General features: G+C 35.9%; 19 protein-coding genes and 1 tRNA gene. 18 read left to right on the top strand and 2 right to left on the bottom strand.

Annotated features, from left to right (window positions below):
• Positions 1 to 18 precede the first annotated feature (18 nt).
• The 13 genes from ACFOWA_RS14945 (at position 19) to ACFOWA_RS14885 (ending at position 12,087) form a co-directional block, all read left to right on the top strand.
• On the top strand, positions 19 to 687 hold the full coding sequence (locus tag ACFOWA_RS14945) for a hypothetical protein (RefSeq protein WP_378986508.1): 669 nt from the start codon (positions 19 to 21) through the stop codon (positions 685 to 687).
• Between the two features lie 17 nt (positions 688 to 704).
• Positions 705 to 1,277, top strand: a complete 573-nt coding sequence (locus ACFOWA_RS14940; RefSeq protein WP_378986506.1) for a DUF4199 domain-containing protein — start codon at positions 705 to 707, stop codon at positions 1,275 to 1,277.
• Positions 1,278 to 1,435: 158 nt separating this feature from the next.
• Positions 1,436 to 2,386, top strand: a complete 951-nt coding sequence (locus ACFOWA_RS14935) for a glycosyltransferase family 2 protein (protein ID WP_378986504.1) — start codon at positions 1,436 to 1,438, stop codon at positions 2,384 to 2,386.
• Positions 2,387 to 2,462: 76 nt separating this feature from the next.
• On the top strand, positions 2,463 to 3,431 hold the full coding sequence (locus ACFOWA_RS14930; RefSeq protein WP_378986502.1) for a glycosyltransferase: 969 nt from the start codon (positions 2,463 to 2,465) through the stop codon (positions 3,429 to 3,431).
• Positions 3,428 to 4,216 carry a hypothetical protein gene (locus tag ACFOWA_RS14925; RefSeq protein WP_378986500.1) on the top strand — a complete coding sequence of 263 codons (789 nt, stop codon included), beginning with the start codon at positions 3,428 to 3,430 and terminating at the stop codon, positions 4,214 to 4,216. The genes ACFOWA_RS14930 and ACFOWA_RS14925 overlap by 4 nt, the downstream gene beginning before the upstream one ends.
• A gap of 108 nt (positions 4,217 to 4,324) precedes the next feature.
• Positions 4,325 to 5,824, top strand: a complete 1,500-nt coding sequence (locus tag ACFOWA_RS14920) for a GH3 auxin-responsive promoter family protein (RefSeq protein ID WP_378986498.1) — start codon at positions 4,325 to 4,327, stop codon at positions 5,822 to 5,824.
• Positions 5,825 to 5,922: 98 nt separating this feature from the next.
• Entirely contained in the window at positions 5,923 to 6,309 is a 387-nt protein-coding gene (locus ACFOWA_RS14915; protein ID WP_378986496.1) for a DUF6122 family protein, read from the top strand.
• Between the two features lie 238 nt (positions 6,310 to 6,547).
• Positions 6,548 to 7,708 (top strand): 1-deoxy-D-xylulose-5-phosphate reductoisomerase, encoded by a 1,161-nt coding sequence (locus tag ACFOWA_RS14910; protein WP_378987732.1) that lies wholly within the window; start codon positions 6,548 to 6,550, stop codon positions 7,706 to 7,708.
• A gap of 30 nt (positions 7,709 to 7,738) precedes the next feature.
• Positions 7,739 to 9,055, top strand: a complete 1,317-nt coding sequence (rseP, locus tag ACFOWA_RS14905) for an RIP metalloprotease RseP (RefSeq protein ID WP_378986494.1) — start codon at positions 7,739 to 7,741, stop codon at positions 9,053 to 9,055.
• Between the two features lie 74 nt (positions 9,056 to 9,129).
• Positions 9,130 to 9,669: an iron-sulfur cluster co-chaperone HscB C-terminal domain-containing protein gene (locus ACFOWA_RS14900; protein ID WP_378986492.1), complete on the top strand. Its 540-nt coding sequence runs from the start codon at positions 9,130 to 9,132 to the stop codon at positions 9,667 to 9,669.
• A gap of 239 nt (positions 9,670 to 9,908) precedes the next feature.
• Entirely contained in the window at positions 9,909 to 10,199 is a 291-nt protein-coding gene (locus ACFOWA_RS14895) for a DUF3817 domain-containing protein (protein ID WP_378986490.1), read from the top strand.
• A gap of 292 nt (positions 10,200 to 10,491) precedes the next feature.
• Positions 10,492 to 11,856 (top strand): sensor histidine kinase, encoded by a 1,365-nt coding sequence (locus ACFOWA_RS14890; protein ID WP_378986488.1) that lies wholly within the window; start codon positions 10,492 to 10,494, stop codon positions 11,854 to 11,856.
• Positions 11,857 to 12,007: 151 nt separating this feature from the next.
• A tRNA-Leu gene (locus ACFOWA_RS14885) sits at positions 12,008 to 12,087 on the top strand.
• Here ACFOWA_RS14885 and ACFOWA_RS14880 read toward each other — a convergent pair.
• Both ACFOWA_RS14880 and ACFOWA_RS14875 read right to left on the bottom strand, forming a co-directional pair.
• Complete coding sequence (locus tag ACFOWA_RS14880; RefSeq protein ID WP_378987729.1) at positions 12,041 to 13,627, bottom strand: recombinase family protein; 1,587 nt, start codon at positions 13,625 to 13,627, stop codon at positions 12,041 to 12,043. The two genes, ACFOWA_RS14885 and ACFOWA_RS14880, sit on opposite strands and share 47 nt — an antisense overlap.
• Before the next feature lie 33 nt (positions 13,628 to 13,660).
• Positions 13,661 to 13,852, bottom strand: coding sequence for a hypothetical protein (locus ACFOWA_RS14875; protein ID WP_154282182.1), 192 nt, complete (start codon positions 13,850 to 13,852; stop codon positions 13,661 to 13,663).
• Between the two features lie 110 nt (positions 13,853 to 13,962).
• On the opposite strand from ACFOWA_RS14875, the gene ACFOWA_RS14870 reads away from it, so the two are divergent.
• The 5 genes from ACFOWA_RS14870 (at position 13,963) to ACFOWA_RS14850 (ending at position 17,373) form a co-directional block, all read left to right on the top strand.
• A complete protein-coding gene (locus tag ACFOWA_RS14870; protein ID WP_154282183.1) occupies positions 13,963 to 14,364 on the top strand; it encodes a hypothetical protein in 402 nt (133 codons plus the stop codon).
• A 52-nt stretch (positions 14,365 to 14,416) separates the two neighbouring features.
• A complete protein-coding gene (locus tag ACFOWA_RS14865; RefSeq protein WP_209437666.1) occupies positions 14,417 to 15,235 on the top strand; it encodes a TIR domain-containing protein in 819 nt (272 codons plus the stop codon).
• A gap of 93 nt (positions 15,236 to 15,328) precedes the next feature.
• Complete coding sequence (locus tag ACFOWA_RS14860) at positions 15,329 to 15,523, top strand: hypothetical protein (RefSeq protein ID WP_154282185.1); 195 nt, start codon at positions 15,329 to 15,331, stop codon at positions 15,521 to 15,523.
• A gap of 186 nt (positions 15,524 to 15,709) precedes the next feature.
• Positions 15,710 to 16,117 (top strand): plasmid mobilization relaxosome protein MobC, encoded by a 408-nt coding sequence (gene mobC, locus ACFOWA_RS14855; protein ID WP_378986485.1) that lies wholly within the window; start codon positions 15,710 to 15,712, stop codon positions 16,115 to 16,117.
• Positions 16,114 to 17,373 carry a relaxase/mobilization nuclease domain-containing protein gene (locus ACFOWA_RS14850; protein ID WP_378986483.1) on the top strand — a complete coding sequence of 420 codons (1,260 nt, stop codon included), beginning with the start codon at positions 16,114 to 16,116 and terminating at the stop codon, positions 17,371 to 17,373. Before mobC ends, ACFOWA_RS14850 begins: the two co-directional genes overlap by 4 nt.
• Positions 17,374 to 17,396 lie beyond the last annotated feature (23 nt).

Here is a 17,396-nt window from a genome sequence, read left to right as displayed (position 1 = left end):
TCGTTTAAATTTTAAAATATGGACAATAGAGTAAAAAAAGCGCTTAGCGCATCGATTAATAAATATGCTGAGGTTTCAGCTATCAATGTTGAGGGTTTTGAAACCGAGTTATTTACAGCTTTCGAATTGGATGCTAATTTTTTAGATAAAGTAACTGCTTTTGATGCTGTTTTCAATTCACATCCAAAGTTTGAGGAATTAAGAGAAATTTTCTTCGATTTACTGATGGTTAATTTCTTTAGTAGTGATGTTCAAAAACTGGAGGAAGATTATTTAGAAAGTGAAGAATGGGCAAATATCGAGGAAAAAACTATTGATAGGGGAACAGAATTGTTAAACTTGCTGCTTTATATTAAAGAATGTAAGGATGAGGATTTAGACCCCGAACTTGGCGATTTCTTAAAAGAATTTTTATTGGTTGAGGATGACGAATTTCAAGATGAGTTTGAAATTTACGAAGAATTAATAAGCAACCAGCAATTGGCTGAGGGTAGTGTAGAGGAAATTTGCAAAGCCGCTCCAACCTTAAATATCAGTGAAGAAATGAAAGAATTATTCGTTCCATTTATGGCTTTTTTCTTAGATACGGAAGGAAGTGCCGAAACTACGAAAGAAATAATCCAGTTTAGCCGTAACAAATCGTTTGATTCTGCTACTTATATATTGATAACTACAATAAATAACTAAAACTAAACAAACAAACTATGGACAAAAGTACATTAATTACCAAGCTTTCGCTTAAGTATGGGTTTATACTCGGAGCTGTTTTAATTGTTATTTCGCTAACACTGTATTTCATAGATCCTTTTATGTTATACACGAACTTTGCAATGCCATTCATCATTTTGATAGTGTTTATAGCACTATTGGTTTTTTCTGGTATAAATATTAGAAAGGAAATTGGTGGATACTGGACATTTGGTGAGGCATTTAAATCTTTTTTAATTATAGCGTTGATATTATCGATTACGTCGGTTTTATATAACGTAGTCTTAATGAAATTTATAGATCCTGATTTGCCAGCAAAAGCTGCAGCAGCAATTGAAGATTCACAAAGAGCAATGATGGAGAAATTTGGAATGGCTTCTGAACAGATTGATGAAGCAATGACTAAAGCCGGTAACATGGAAGAAAAATTAGCGCCTACACTTAAAAATTCATTTACAAGTTTTGGAGTTTCAATCGCTATGTATGCTGTGCTTGGATTAATTCTTGCAGCAATTTTAAAGAAAAAGGAACCTGTTACTTTTAATACTTTACCTCAACAAGAAGCTTAGTGTGAGCTTTAAATAGTTTCTAATACTTTACAAATATTTCGAACGTGCAAGTTTTATCATTTAATTTGATGAAATTTGCACGTTTTAATTTAAAAGCAAATGTAATTTAGTATTGATGCTTGAATCTCGATACAAATCTCAAATCTTGATACTTATAAATGGATATATCAGTTGTAGTACCTTTATTTAATGAAGATGAATCTTTGCCAGAATTAACCGCATGGATTACGAAAGTAATGGCAGAGCACAACTTTAGCTATGAAATTGTTTTAGTTGATGACGGCAGTACGGATAGCTCCTGGGCTGTTATTGAAAATTTAAAACTTCAAAATGATGCTATTAAAGGCATAAAATTCAGAAGAAATTACGGTAAGTCTGCAGCATTAAATGTTGGTTTCGAGGCTACTCAGGGCGATGTTATCATTACCATGGATGCCGATCTACAAGATAGTCCTGATGAGATACCTGAATTATACCGCCGAATTAAAGCAGAAAAGCTCGATTTAATCTCCGGCTGGAAAAAGAAGCGTTACGACCCGATTACCAAAACGATACCTACAAAATTATTTAATGCCGCAACCCGTAAAATGAGCGGAATCGAATTAAATGATTTCAATTGTGGCTTAAAAGCTTACAGAAGCGATGTTGTAAAAACGATAGAAGTTTATGGTGAAATGCATCGTTACATCCCAGTAATTGCAAAATGGGCAGGTTTTAGCAAAATTGAAGAGCAGGTTGTAGAGCATAGGGCTCGTAAATATGGCACAACAAAATTTGGTTTTAGTAGGTTTATAAACGGATTTTTAGATTTACTTTCCATATTTTTTGTAGGCAAATTCGGTAAGCGGCCAATGCATTTCTTTGGCTCTTTAGGGGTATTAAGTTTTTTAATCGGAACCTTTATGGCTTTGTGGATGATTGGCGTTAAGCTCTATCACATCGCAGCACACATTCCTTACAAAAGAGAAATTACAGATCAGCCATTGTTTTACATTGCTTTAGTTGCCATTGTGGTCGGTTCGCAAATGTTTCTAACAGGTTTTGTTGCCGAATTGGTTACGCGTAACGCACCAGAAAGAAATCAATATTTAATCGAAAAGAGAGTTTGAGCTAAACGGTTTAGGGCGTAAGGTTTGTACGCTCAAAACCCTACGCCTTTTGCCTTCTACCTTTTACCTTCTAAAAATGTTTTTCTCCATAATAATTCCGCTTTATAATCGTCCACAAGAGATTAATGAGCTTTTATATACTTTAACAAAACAAACGTATTTACAGTTTGAAGTTCTGGTTATAGAAGATGGTTCTGCTGATAATGCTAAATCGATAGTAGAGAGTTATGCAAATAAACTCGACATAAAATACTTCTACAAAGAAAATGAAGGGCAAGGTTTTACTCGAAATTATGGCTTTGAAAGAGCTAAAGGAAATTATTTTGTAATTTTTGATTCTGATTGTTTAATACCTGCAGATTACTTAGAAATCGTTAAAAATTATCTCTACGAACATGATTTAGATGCTTATGGCGGTCCTGATGCTGCACATGAAAGTTTTACACCAGTGCAAAAAGCTATTAGTTATGCAATGACATCACCATTTACAACTGGCGGAATTCGAGGTAATAAAAAACATGTCGGTCAGTTTCATCCACGCAGTTTTAACATGGGTGTTTCCAGAGCTGTTTGGGAAAAAGTTGGTGGTTTTATCTTAACTCGATTAGGAGAAGACATAGAGTACAGCATTCGTATTCACGAAAGTGGATTTAAAATTGGTTTAATTCCAGAAGCAAAGGTTTACCACAAAAGGCGGACAAGCTTTAGCCAATTTTATAAGCAACTTCACTTTTTTGGCAGGGCAAGGATTAACATCTATAAACACTTTCCTAAAGAATTAAAGCTGGTTCATTTCTTTCCTGCTGTATTTACAATTGGTTTCATTGGTACAGTACTTTGCAACATATTTTATCAACCTTTGGGTATTGTTGGTAATTTTATATTGTTATTGTTCTTTTTGTTAATATTTTTTCATTCGTGGGCGGTAAATAAATCTATAAAAGTTGCATTTTTGAGCATTATTTCTTCATTCATCCAACTAACCGCTTATGGTTTAGGTTTTATACAGGATTTATTTAAAAGAGTGGTATTTAAACAACAATGATAAACTATTTAAAAGAAAGCACATTTGCCGTTAACGATGTTATTCAGAAAGCCTGGAACATTACCAAGAAGCATTATTTTTCTATAGCTACGCTATGTTTTTTAATGTTTATTACAGCAAGTGCATCAAGTTTAATGGCTTTTTTTATAAAAGATGTAAGCAAATTTCTAAGCATTGCGATGGTGTTTATTTTTATCATGCTTTACTTCACAATAAATCTTTCGTTATTTAAATATATTTTTCATTTAATGGATGATGAATTGAACGACGTTAAAATTGTTGATACTTTACCAACCAGACAACAAATCATTCGCTTTTTAATTGCTACATTATATTTTATCGGTTGTATATTTGGTGTTTATCTTGTGGTTATTCTGATCGCTTTTCCATTTATATACACAGGTTTAGATGTTACAATTGTTAAAAATGTTGCAATTTCGGTTGGTATCATAGCAATTTTTATCACCTGGCTCAGAATATCTTTCTTCCCATTTTTCATAATTGATAAAAATAGCAAGCCTTTCGAATCGATAAAGTTAAGTTTAGCAACCACCAAAGGAAATTTCACCAAAATATTACTGCTTTTGGTTATTTTGGGCGGAGGTTATTTAATCTATTTGTTACTTAATTATTTGCAATGGCCAATAGTTGCATTTATTGTAAATATTCTGAGTTCTTTTATTATTGTTCCATTATCAAGCGTAGCTTTGACGGTAGCTTATCGTAAAATTTCTGGAGAGTATCAAGGAGATGAGCATCCGGATATTTTACATAATATTGTGTAGCCACCATTTTCTTCGTTGAAGAACTTTAACATCTGAAAAAAATGCTACTATGATTTACGAATCGAATATTAACAATAGAATAGATAGGTCTTTTTAAGGTTTGCGGTTATGGGAATAAAAGCAGCGCTAAGCAAGCCATTTGCAGCATTTATAGTTTGGCAAATAGGTAAATGGAAAAATAATGCAGTAAATGCTCAAAATAAGATTCTTCTTAAATTGGTAGAAGACGCAAAACATACTGCTTTCGGCAAAGACCATCATTTCTCAGATATAAGAAACTATTCAGATTTTAAAAAACATGTTCCTGTTCAGGATTACGAAGGTTTAAAACCATATGTAGATAGAGTTGTTGCTGGCGAGGTTGATGTACTTTGGAAAGGAAAACCACTATATTTCGCAAAAACTTCTGGTACAACATCTGGTGTTAAATACATTCCACTTTCTAAAGAATCTATGCCCGAACATATTAAAGCTGCTCGGAATGCCATTTTAACTTACATTAATGAAACTGGTAAAGCCGATTTTGTAAACGGGAAAATGATTTTTTTACAAGGTAGTCCGGTTTTAAATTCAAAAAATGGAATTAATGTAGGTCGTTTGTCGGGCATTGTAGCACACCATGTACCAAATTACTTGCAAAAAAATCGATTGCCATCTTACAAAACAAACATTATTGATGATTGGGAAGAAAAGGTTGATGCTATAGTCGATGAAACAATTCATGAAAACATGACATTAATTTCTGGTATTCCACCTTGGGTACAAATGTATTTCGATAAGCTTACAGAAAAATCAGGAGGTAAAACAATTAGCGAAGTATTTAAAAACTTCAGTCTATTTATATATGGTGGTGTAAATTTCGAACCTTACCGAGCTAAAATTGAGCAAAGTATTGGCAAAAAAATCGATTCTATAGAAACTTATCCCGCATCAGAAGGATTTATCGCTTACCAAGATTCGCAACAAGATAAAGGACTTTTGCTTTTGGCAAATGCTGGTATTTTTTATGAGTTTATTCCTGCAGATGAGTATCACAATGAAAACCCAACACGATTATCTTTAGCTGAGGTAGATCTAAACATTAATTACGCATTGGTACTAAACACAAATGCAGGCTTGTGGGGCTACAGCATTGGAGATACCATAAAATTCATCTCGAAAAATCCATATAAAATTGTTGTAACTGGTAGAATAAAGCACTTTATTTCCGCTTTCGGAGAACATGTTATTGGAGAAGAAGTAGAGCATGCGCTTTTAACCGTTGCTAATGAAGAAGGGGTAAGTATTACAGAATTTACCGTTGCACCTCAGGTTAATCCGCTTGATGAAAAATTACCTTACCATGAATGGTTTATAGAATTTTCATCACCACCTAAAGATATTGATGCATTTAGTAAGAAAGTAGATTTAGCTCTGCAACAAAAGAATATTTACTATTTTGATTTAATAAAAGGAAGCATTTTACAACCACTTATTATACGTACTTTGCAAAAAGATGCTTTTGTTAATTATATGAAAAGTGAAGGAAAGCTAGGTGGGCAAAATAAAGTGCCAAGATTAAGTAATGATAGAAAATTAGCAGATAGGTTAGGGGATTATATTGTTTAATTGATTTATTGTTTAGATAAATTAAATCTTTAAGGCAGCAAAAACGATAATTACTCGCGGCATATAGACAATTAGGGAGGTATGTGAGAATAAATAATATGCAGACATTCATACACTATTTTTTGCATTTTGGATTTCCATTTTTTATCACTTGTTTATTTTTTAAAAAGGATTGGAAGAAAGTTTATTTAATATTAATTGCTACCATGTTGGTTGATTTAGACCATCTATTTTCAAATCCAATTTTCCAAGCAAATAGGTGTAGTATAGATTTTCACCCTTTGCATACATACTATGCAATGATTGTTTATGTGATACTGCTATTTTTTCGTAAACCGTTCAATATTATTGGGATAGGCCTTTTATTTCACATGCTTACCGATTTTATAGACTGTATGATGATGTTTACTAGTTGTAAACAATGCTTTTCTAACTCACCAGCAATTGAACTTCTTACTAAAGTTTCAAATGCTTTAGGGATTTAAAGGAATAAATTAATGTATATATGATGAATAAATACCTAATATCGGTATGGTAATATAGAAACTGACTGGCTTAATAAATAGTTTAATATTTAAATTATATCGAAATTTAGGTTAGATAAATTTCAATTATCGCCAAGTCAATAAAATAAAATTAAGCAAATGTTCATTGTAACAATTAAACAATGCTCTTAACACGAAAGGAATATAACAATTGAGCAATATATCAGTAAATCAATCTATTAAACACATCACCATATTAGGTTCGACGGGGAGTATTGGTACACAGGCGCTCGAGGTAATTCGCGATAATCCATCAATTTTTAAAGTTTTTGTGTTATCTGCATTAAAAAACGCTGATTTACTTATTAAACAGGCTATAGAATTTAGGCCAGAATATGTAGTTATTTGCGATGAAAAGCAGTACGTCTATGTTAAAGATTCATTATCTTCTATAAACATTAAAGTTCTAGCGGGCGAAGATGCATTAACAGAAGTTGCTGCTTATCCACAAAGTGATGTAGTTTTAACGGCTATAATGGGTTCAGTAGGTTTAAAACCAACAATTGCCGCTATTAAAGCTGGTAAAGATATTGCCCTCGCCAACAAGGAAACGTTGGTGGTGGCTGGCGAACTCGTTACCCAGTTGGCTAAAGAATATCAGGTTAAAATTTTACCTGTAGATTCTGAACATTCGGCTATTTTTCAATGTTTGGTAGGCGAGGAGCAGAACGAAATCGAAAAGATTTACCTTACTGCATCGGGCGGACCATTTCTTGGCAAGGATAAAAATTTCTTGGCAAACGTTAAAAAAGAACAAGCGTTAAAGCATCCAAATTGGGTTATGGGTGCTAAAATTACCATCGATTCGGCATCTCTGATGAATAAGGGTTTAGAGGTTATCGAAGCAAAATGGTTGTTTGATTTAACGGTAGATCAGATTGATGTCATTGTTCATCCGCAATCAATCATTCATTCCATCGTTCAGTTTACTGATGGCTCGATGAAAGCACAAATGGGCGTTCCGGATATGAAACTGCCTATTCAATACGCTTTGAATTATCCCGATAGGCTAAAAAACAATTTTAAACGTTTTAATTTTTTAGAATACCCGAGTTTTAGCTTTCAGAAGGCAGATTTAGAAACTTTCAGAAACTTAGGTTTGGCATTTGATTCATTAAGAAAAGGTGGCAATATGCCATGTATTTTAAATGCGGCAAATGAGATTGTAGTAGAATCATTTTTGAAGGATGAAATTGGTTTCCTGCAAATGAGTGATGTAATTGAACAATGTATGGAGAAAATTCAATTCATAGAAAAACCACAATTGGTCGATTATTTAGAAACTGACAAACATAGCCGTATCTTAGCGGCCGAATTAGTAACAAAAAATAAATTTTAACATCTAACATAAAAATATTAATAATAGCGTATGAATGGTTTGATTATGGCGGGGCAACTGCTGCTTGGATTGTCTTTATTGGTGATATTACACGAATTGGGACATTTTTTAGCGGCAAGGGCATTTGGAATTAAAGTAGAAAAATTTTATTTATTTTTTGATGCATGGGGTTTTAAACTCTTCAGTTTCAAAAAAGGTGATGTAGAATATGGTGTGGGTTGGTTACCATTGGGAGGCTATGTGAAAATTGCGGGTATGATTGACGAAAGCATGGATACTGAACAATTGGCTCAGCCTGCACAACCTTGGGAATTCCGTTCTAAACCAGCCTGGCAGCGTTTAATCGTGATGTTAGGTGGTATTATCGTTAATATAATTGTTGGTATTTTCATTTTTTGGATATTAACTTTCAAATATGGCGAAACCTTTACGCCAAATAGTGCTGTGGTAAACGGTATTCAGGTTGGTAAAGTTGCTTCGGATATCGGTTTAAAAAACGGTGATAAAATTTTAGCAATTAATGGTAATAAGGTTATTCGTTTCGAAGAGCTAAAAAGCTCGAAAGTTTTAATGGGTAATTCTTTACTGACGGTTATCCGTGGAGATAAAACCATTGAAATTAGAGTGCCTGATGACTTTTTAAATAAAGTTGCAGATGGCAAAAGCCTTTTTGCCGAACCTCGTTTAAAAACCATTATTGATAGTGTAATTACTGGATATGGGGTTGAAAAGGCAGGCATTAAAGTCGGTGATAGAATAACAATTGTTGATGGTGTTCCGGTAAATTATCAGGATGAAGTTAAGCCTTTGGCGATGAAGAAAAAGGGACAAAATATTGCGGTAATAGTTGATCGTAATGGACAACCTTTAAAATTTAACGTTAAAGTAGATACGGCGGGTGCAATTGGGTTTTATGGTCATTTCAATGAAATTAAGCGCAAAACCATTAACTATAGTTTCCTTGCTGCTTTGCCAATTGGTGCAAACATGGCTTGGAGCACTTTTATGGATAATGCGAAAGGCATTGGTAAAATGATTACCGGTAAAGTTAGTGCTAGGAACATTAGCAGTCCGATTGGTATTGCAAAGGTTTACGGCAGTACGTTTGATTGGGTTAAATTCTGGACATTAACCGGATTGATTTCAATGGCCTTGGCTTTTATGAACTTATTACCAATACCAGGTTTAGATGGTGGGCATGTGGTGTTTCTTTTAATCGAGATGGTGCAACGCAAGCCTGTAAGCGAAAAAGTATTGGAGAAAGCACAAATAGCTGGCTTCGTTATTTTGATAAGCTTAATGGTGTTTGCCTTTGGCAACGACATTTTAAAAATATTCGGTAAGTAAAAATCAATTTTATAGTATTGCCGCAGATGAAGAAAAAATTTTCTAACATCTGCGGCTTTTTAATTTAGACTAATATGCCTGAGCAAAATATTTTACCCAATTATTTTGAGTTTTACGAAATATCCATTCAGTTTCACCCAGATTTGAATGTGGTTAAAACAAAGTTTTACGCTTTAAGTAAAAAGTTTCATCCCGATTTTTATGCAAATGAAAGTGATGATAGGCAACAAGAGGTTTTAAATCTATCAACACATAATAACAAAGCCTATCAAGTTTTAAGCAATGCAAAAAAACGCTTAAAATATGTTTTGGAGCTGAAAGGGATTGTAGAAACTGATGAAGGTTATCAATTGCCTCAATCGTTTTTAATGGAGATGATGGATGTAAACGAGGCATTGATGGATTTGGAATTTGAACCTGATGCCGAAAAGCTGGCAAAAGTAAAGGAAGATGTTAATGGTATAGAACAGCAATTAGATGATGAACTAAATAAGCTTACTAAGCAGTTTGATGAAAATCCTGATGAATCTGAGAGTTTGCTTGGCTCAATTAAAGACATTTTCTATCGTCAGAAATATATCCACAGAATTAGAGAGCGACTACCAAAGGTTTAGCTTTATGTTTTAGGGTTCGGACTATCTGTAGGTTTACATTGAAAGCTATGCTGGCATAACATAGGCCTTAACAGGCGATCATCATGCCTTAGGACTGGGCTCATCTACGGTTAGAGTTGCTACGTTTTTACGGTATCTCTGGCTTACACTTCAATCCTCTAACAGCCAATTGTCAAATCATTTTTTAGTTTTTGATGAGTCGCTTGATAACGGTACTTTCGAATCAAACAATCAGATACATGAGTTCTCTCTCTATTTTTCGTAAAGTAGCCGTTTTAGAAGGCATCTCCTATTTATTACTTCTTTTTGTAGCCATGCCTCTAAAATATTTTGCTAACATGCCACTGGCTGTAAAATATACTGGATGGGCACACGGCGTTCTATTCGTTTTGTATGCAGCTTTTTTAATTATGGCCTGGATGGAGCAAAGATGGAGCTTTGGTAAAGCCATTTTAATATTTTTAGCCTCGTTATTGCCCTTTATGCCTTTCTTGGTTGATAGGAAACTGAAAGACGAAAGACCACTATAATTTAAAATACAACACATTATAATATACTTAACTTAACTTTTTGATTTAGCTTTTCATTACGTGTAATGTAACCCCATCTAATACACGTTCTTATAAGCTGTATTATGCTCAAATGACTGTAGCGCTGCCTGTTTTGGTTTTGGTATATCAGCTTTTTACTAATTAAAGATGGGTTTTTTAGTTAATGTTAATAAGCAAATCTATATATTTAATTTCTCTAAATCTGGTAGTATATTGTATAGAAAGCTATTAATATACTACCACAAAAATATTAAGGCTTTGAAGAAACACCATGCTTAAATCTATTCCAAATGTACTCGGTTTCAGGTCTGTAAAAAATAAAATCATTTGGAGCGATCTTATCGGCGACAGATCATCCTTCTCTTTAGAAAGCAGAATTTTCCATTCAATTTGTGCATGTTTAATTTTTCTTTCAGCCATTTATTTTCCTTACAATTTATACGCAGGTTTGTATGTAGGCTCTTTATCTGCGTTTTTATTATGTATATTTTTTACCTATCAATTCTATTATTCAAGATTTAAGGCAAAACCGCATAGCACATTTTTATTTGCTGTTATTGGTCTTATAACCTTTGGGATCAATTATTTCTCAAACTCAGGTATAAATGGGTCAACAGATTTAATATGGCCAGCTTATTTGTTATTGTTGTTGGCAATTTCTCCGTATCAACAACATTTAAGGTGGCTTATTATCTACATCATCTATTTTTTATGTCTCCATTTATTAGAGTTTTATTACCCGGATCTGGTACAGAACCCTTTTACTGCAGGGCAGGGGCAATTTATTGATAGGATTACTGCTTTTCCGTTACCGGTTTTAGTCATTTATATTATTATCCGATATATAAGAAAGAGTTATGATAAAGAAAGACAAGTTGCAGAAGAAAAAGCTTTAGCAATAGAAAAAAGTAAAGTGCAAATTTTAGCGCAAAAGGAGCAGCTGGAGCAACTTAACAGTGAAAAGGACAAGTTAATGTCTATCATCTCTCATGATTTAAGGGCACCTTTAATAAATATTCAATCTTATTTAGGGTTGTTAAATAGCAGGAGACTGGATGATAAAAACAGATTAATGTTTGAAACATCGTTACTACAATCTACCAATGGTGCTGTAGAAATGTTATCAAATTTACTGCATTGGTCTAAAACGCAAATGGATGGACTTGATGTTGATTTGCAAGAAATTAATTTGTTAACGGCTTTACAAAGCACCTTTGATATGGGGCAACTATTAGCATCAAAAAAGGAAATTTTGTTTATCCATCAAATCTCACCGGCAATTTATGTAACAACCGATATTGATATTTTACAGCTAGTGTTACGAAATATAATTACCAACGCTGTAAAATTTACACCACAAGGAGGAAAAATACAAGTAAATGCGGAGCTGATTTTAAACGAATGTAAAATTACCGTAAGTGATAATGGAAAAGGAATTGCTCCCGAAAAACAACAAAGGATCTTTTCTATTAATGCAGAATCTACCTATGGTACCAATAATGAAAAAGGTGTTGGTTTAGGGCTTATGTTATGCAAAGAATTTATTGAAAAAGTGGGAGGTAAAATAGAATTTGAAAGTAACTTGGGGCAAGGCTCAAACTTTTTTGTCTGTATCCCTACTTCCAGTAAAGAATAAAGTAATATTGATTTATCCTTTCATACTAAATAGAAAACCGAGCGCTGAAAAAATAGTATCGTTTGAAATACAATCGGTTACAATCTAATTTAAAATAATTTTGTGATTTAGCCTTTCGTTATATACATTTGCAGCCCCGTCTAATACAAATGCCCAGCTGGCGGAATTGGTAGACGCGTCGGTCTCAAACACCGATAGGAAACTGTGCCGGTTCGATTCCGGCGCTGGGTACAAAGCCGTGATCACTACGAATTTTCGTTCTGACACGGCTTTTTTTATTGCCTAATTTGCTGTTTATCAGATAAATAAGTTGCGCTGCTTCGTTCACTTTTCTGGTTCGATGTACCTGTCCGTCAAAACTCCATTTTTCGGTAAAGATCGAACCGATCATATCCCTCTGCCTCCGAATATCTGCGTTTAAATACAATAGATCAAGCTTTTTAAGGTTTTCTATTGCTTTATACACAACTTTATCAATATCAATTGTCGCAGCACTATTCGCAAGGAAATCGTTCAACTTTACTTCCAGTCTGGCAATTTTTTCCTCCGCTTCACTTTTAATTAATTTATAATCAGACCCACTAATATCGTCGGTCAGCAAAAGTTCCCTGGCTTTAGTAATACGGTTGTTGTTTTCCGTGATCTCAGTTATAAACTTCTTACGTTCGTTTCTCAAATATCCTGTTCCACCTTGATACAAATCCAATATTACTTCTGTATACAATTCGGCCATGCCTGGCTTTGGAATAAATTCACGCAGTTTGTCTACAAAAGCCATATTGACCGGCTCTGCCTTATAACGCACACCGCAAGATGGCTGACAATGATAGTAATGATAATAATTATTCCTTCCCTTAGACGCGCTGCCGGTCAGTAAACGGGTACAACGATTACAGTTTAGAAAACCTCTTAACGGCAATTTATCGGGCGTAACAACCAGCACTCCATGAGAACTATTGATGCCAATGTCCCTCACCCTGCCGTCCATTACTTCTTGTGCTTTGTAAAACAATGCTTCTGATATCAGCGGCTCGTGTAAACCTTGTACCATCTGTTCATCTTCATTCTTATAAGCAGCTACTAAAACTTTTCCGCAATATCCCACATTCCTTAAAGCCGTTCTGAAACTGGTTGCACTACATTTCAAGCCCCGGTGAACTGCCATTTTCCAAATTTCCTGGGTAGTGAATACGCCTTCAGCAATCTGCTCAAAAGCCCAACGCATATGGGAAGCTTCCGGTTCATCTATTGCTACGTATTTTGTTCCATTCTCCCTTGTTCTATTAATATATCCAGGTGGCGCAACGCCTAACCAGCGACCTTCTTTTCTCGCCTGGCGCATACCATGCTTGACGTTCAGGGCCCTACGGTCATTTTCAATCTCCGGTGTGGTCAGATAAACAGCCAACATCATCTTGTTTTCCGGCACGTTCATATCAAGTGGCTGTTCAATAGCCTGCGGTTCTACACCTATCTTTCGTAGGGTACTTATCATTTGGTAGGCATCACTGGCATTCCGGCTGAACCTGTCCCATTTGGTAAATAATACGAGATCGGTTTTACCCTTTGATTTCTTCAGCTCGCGAAGCAAATTCTTCCATTCCGGTCGTTCAAATGTTTTCGCTGAATGATCTTCAAAAATGATCTTTCTAACTTTGATAGTATTGATTTCACAGTACTTTAATAGTACGTCTTCCTGTAGCCGCTGGGAGTATCCTTTATCGGCCTGCTCGTCAGTACTTACCCTTATATATAAATCAGCTATCCTCATGATAAATTGTTAATTATAATAAAGCAATCAAAGTTATTTAGCATTTTGTTTAAATCTGATTTCCAGTGCTTTAAGTTCTGTATCTATGGCTAATTTACCGAATTTATACATAAAATCCAAAATTAATTTTGCCTCTTCAAGGCTAACTTTTGTACCATGTTTTTCCAGTATTTCTACTGCTTTAGTGGGTGTTACGTTACGTTTTTGGGAATAGATTATTTCCATGCTTCCTGTTGTTTAGATCACAATATTGCCCACTCTTCAAGTCGGGCGTGGACAACTTGCCTAAAATAAAAGCTGCTTAATTTTTATATTGCAGCTTAAAATAGAAACCAATGGAAGCAATGGAATATGAATATTTAATGAGAAGCGTGTATCAATGTGGCAGAGGTGGTGCGCCTGGTGCGGACGCTGATTATTACAGAAAGATGGAGCATGCCGAAAGAGCCTACAAGTTAGATGTAGAAAACATCAAAAATCGTGTAATGCGCATTAGCACAAAACCTATTGAAGACCTTAAATACGAATACGAAATCGAATGTAATTCTATTTGGCTATACGTGTCAAAGGCCATAAGTAAAGCTACCGAGACTTTTCGTCACAAATTTTCGGACGCTGAAATCTCGGAATTAAGAAGTTTAACAAAAAGGCCAACTAAACTGAATAAAGAAACAATTGATAAAACTATCGACATAGCAAGTGAGGTTTTCATTAAACATGAAATCCAGCCTCAGTAATTGACTGGAAACGTAGATGTATATTGCAGAAATTAGGAATAATATATTTTATATGAAGGCTCAGCAAAAGCACTATATCGATCAGATAGAAGAGTTTAAGGGATTAGTTATACAGTATTATAATAATCCGACATTAGATATCAGAACTAAGATTAGCAAGGGGATTTTGAATATTCAAAAAATCGTACGTAATGCTGGAACCGAAAAACGTGTAACGATCTCTCCTCCGCCAATGGTAGGCGGTTACCAATTGTCTAATGCAAATCCATTTGATTTAATATTTGATGCCCCTTACGGAATGGATATGACAACCGTTATTATTGATATCCTCGACTCAACTGTTGGTGTAATTGAGCATAACAAAGATTTTAATGTTACCAATCCTAAAAAACAAACAGCAAAGAAATTACCTGGTAAATCTAATTCTAAAAAAATATTTTTAGTTCACGGTCATGACAATGAATTGAAGGAGAAAACGGCACGCTTTCTTGAGAAGTTAGGATTGGAACCTATTATTTTGCACGAACAATCAAATCAAGGCAAGACAATAATTGAAAAATTTGAGGCAAATTCTGATGTTGCTTACGCAATAGTGCTATTAAGTCCGGATGATGTAGGCCGCTCAATCAAAGATAATTCTGAAAAGCAAAATTTTAGAGCACGTCAGAATGTTATTTTCGAGTTGGGATATTTCATTGGCAAACTTGGAAGGCAAAGTGTATGCGGTCTTTTAAAGGGAGCCATTGAAACCCCTTCTGACTATGATGGCATATTATATATTCAATATGATGAAGCAGACGGCTGGAAATTACTTTTAGCTAAAGAGATGAAGAATGCAGGATTAAGCGTAAACTTAAATAATGCTATATAGCTCAAATTATTGTGTGGATCAAACTTTATGTTAGGCAACTTGCCTAATCCCTTACACTCACCTTTCCACTTTTGACTATCAATTCAGATAGTCATGAGAAATGCAAAGACAATAACCGACCTTAAAGGTCGCAAATTCAACGGCACATTGCTGCCGAAAATCAAGCGCATCCGCCAGGAGCCCCAGCATAAAATCCGCCAGCTGTTAAGAAGTTTCGTGCCACTGGAAACTATCCGAGCAAACGAAAAACCGGTTAGCCGATCCGCTAATTTCGGCAACGCTTTATAAAGCGAATCCATAACATTTATTCATCACATCACCAAAGTTCAGGACACCTTCCCGAAGGAGCTTTCTTTAGCCCGCGTGGTCTAAGCAAAGATGTACTTTTGCATGCGCAAAAGAATCTTTGCTGGCCTTGAGGCCAGGGGATTTGCTCGGAACTCGCAAATCCTGAACTTTCAAAAAGTGTAGCTTATGACACGAAAGAAAGTGAACGACCCCGAAGATCTGCTCAGCCGGAACCTCATCATCCGGGTTACTGAAAATACTTATAACCAGTTGGAAGAACTACGAAAAGACAGCAAAAATCTTTCCATCGCAGCAGTAGCCAGAAAGATCCTGTCCGGCCAAAAAATCAACCTTTACCACCACGACGTTTCCTTAAATCCTGTCATGGAAGAACTGGCCCTGATCCGAAAGGAACTTAAAGCGATTGGTGTCAATATTAACCAGATCACACGCAGCTTCAACCAGGACAGAACCGGAACAAGCCGGGCCTACCACGTCGCTAAAGCAGCAGAACTTTATAAACAGGTCGATGTAAAGGTCGAACGCTTGCTAAAGATCATATCCAAACTCGCAGAGAAATGGTTACAAAAATGAGCACCGGAAAAAGTATCAGGGGAATGCTGCACTATAACGAGAACAAAGTGACCGCAGGCGAAGCCAGCCTGATCATGGCCAGTGGCTTTGCAGGTGATATAGAAAAGATGGACTTTCAGCAGAAATTGCAACGCTTTAATCACCTGACAGAACTTAAGCCGAACGTAAAAACCAATGCCCTGCACATCTCGCTGAACTTTGATGCCAGTGAAACATTGAGCAACAGCAAATTGCAGGACATTGCTATCGCCTATATGGAAAAGATAGGTTTTGGCGACCAGCCTTTTCTGGTTTACCGCCATGACGATGCGGCGCACCAGCACATCCATATTACCACGACCAACATCACAGCGGCAGGCGAACGCATCGACCTGCATAATATCGGTAAACTGCTATCGGAACCTGCCCGTAAGGCGATTGAACAGGAGTTTAAGCTGGTCAGAGCGGAAAGCAAAAAGTTCAAACAAGAACCTGGCATTAAGCCTGCCGACCTGACCAAGGCACAATATGGACAGTTGCCCACCAAACGGGCGATCAGCAACATAGTGACAGCGGTAACAAGGGATTATAAATATACCAGCCTTGCCGAACTCAATGCTGTGCTCAAAAGCTTTAACGTAATTGCTTTGCGTGGTGCCGAGCATACCGCCATGTTTGAAAAGAAAGGCCTGATGTTTTCGCTGATCGACGTAGGTGGCAAAACACTTGGCGTACCGATCAAGGCCAGTTCCTTTTATAGCAAACCTACGCTACGAAACCTTGAAAAGAAGTTTGAGCGAAATATCGATAAACGTAAGGCTTACAAAGAACCACTAAAAAACACCATCGACCAAATGCTGAATAAATACACGGCGATCAGCAAATCCACATTTTCGGCGGAACTAAAAAAGCAGAACGTTGAAGTAGCTTTTCGTACCAACGAACAGGGACGCACCTATGGCATCACCTATATAGACCACGTTAAGAAAACGGTATTCAATGGCAGCGATCTTGGAAAGGCGTACAGCGCTAAAGCATTGATGGAACAGTTCGCCAGTACAGACAAATTAAAGGTGAAACTGCAACAAACCTCACTGCTCACCAAAAACAGGCCATCGGTGAACCTGCTGGAAAAGGAACAGAAAGACCTGCCGAACCTGTTGCACAGGGAACCCGATAAATTACTGCAATCCCTGCTGGAAAACCCGAACAGGGAGGACGGCAGCCCGCTCATGCCTAGAAAAAAACGAAAGAAACGCAAGGGCATGCGCTTCTGATCATCCATTCACCATTAAATAAA

The sequence above is a fragment of the Pedobacter lithocola genome, from assembly GCF_042650845.1.
Taxonomy (GTDB): Bacteria; Bacteroidota; Bacteroidia; order Sphingobacteriales; family Sphingobacteriaceae; genus Pedobacter; species Pedobacter lithocola.
The sequence above is the reverse complement of the archived record's forward strand: the minus strand, read 5'-3'. Positions and strand labels throughout refer to the sequence as shown.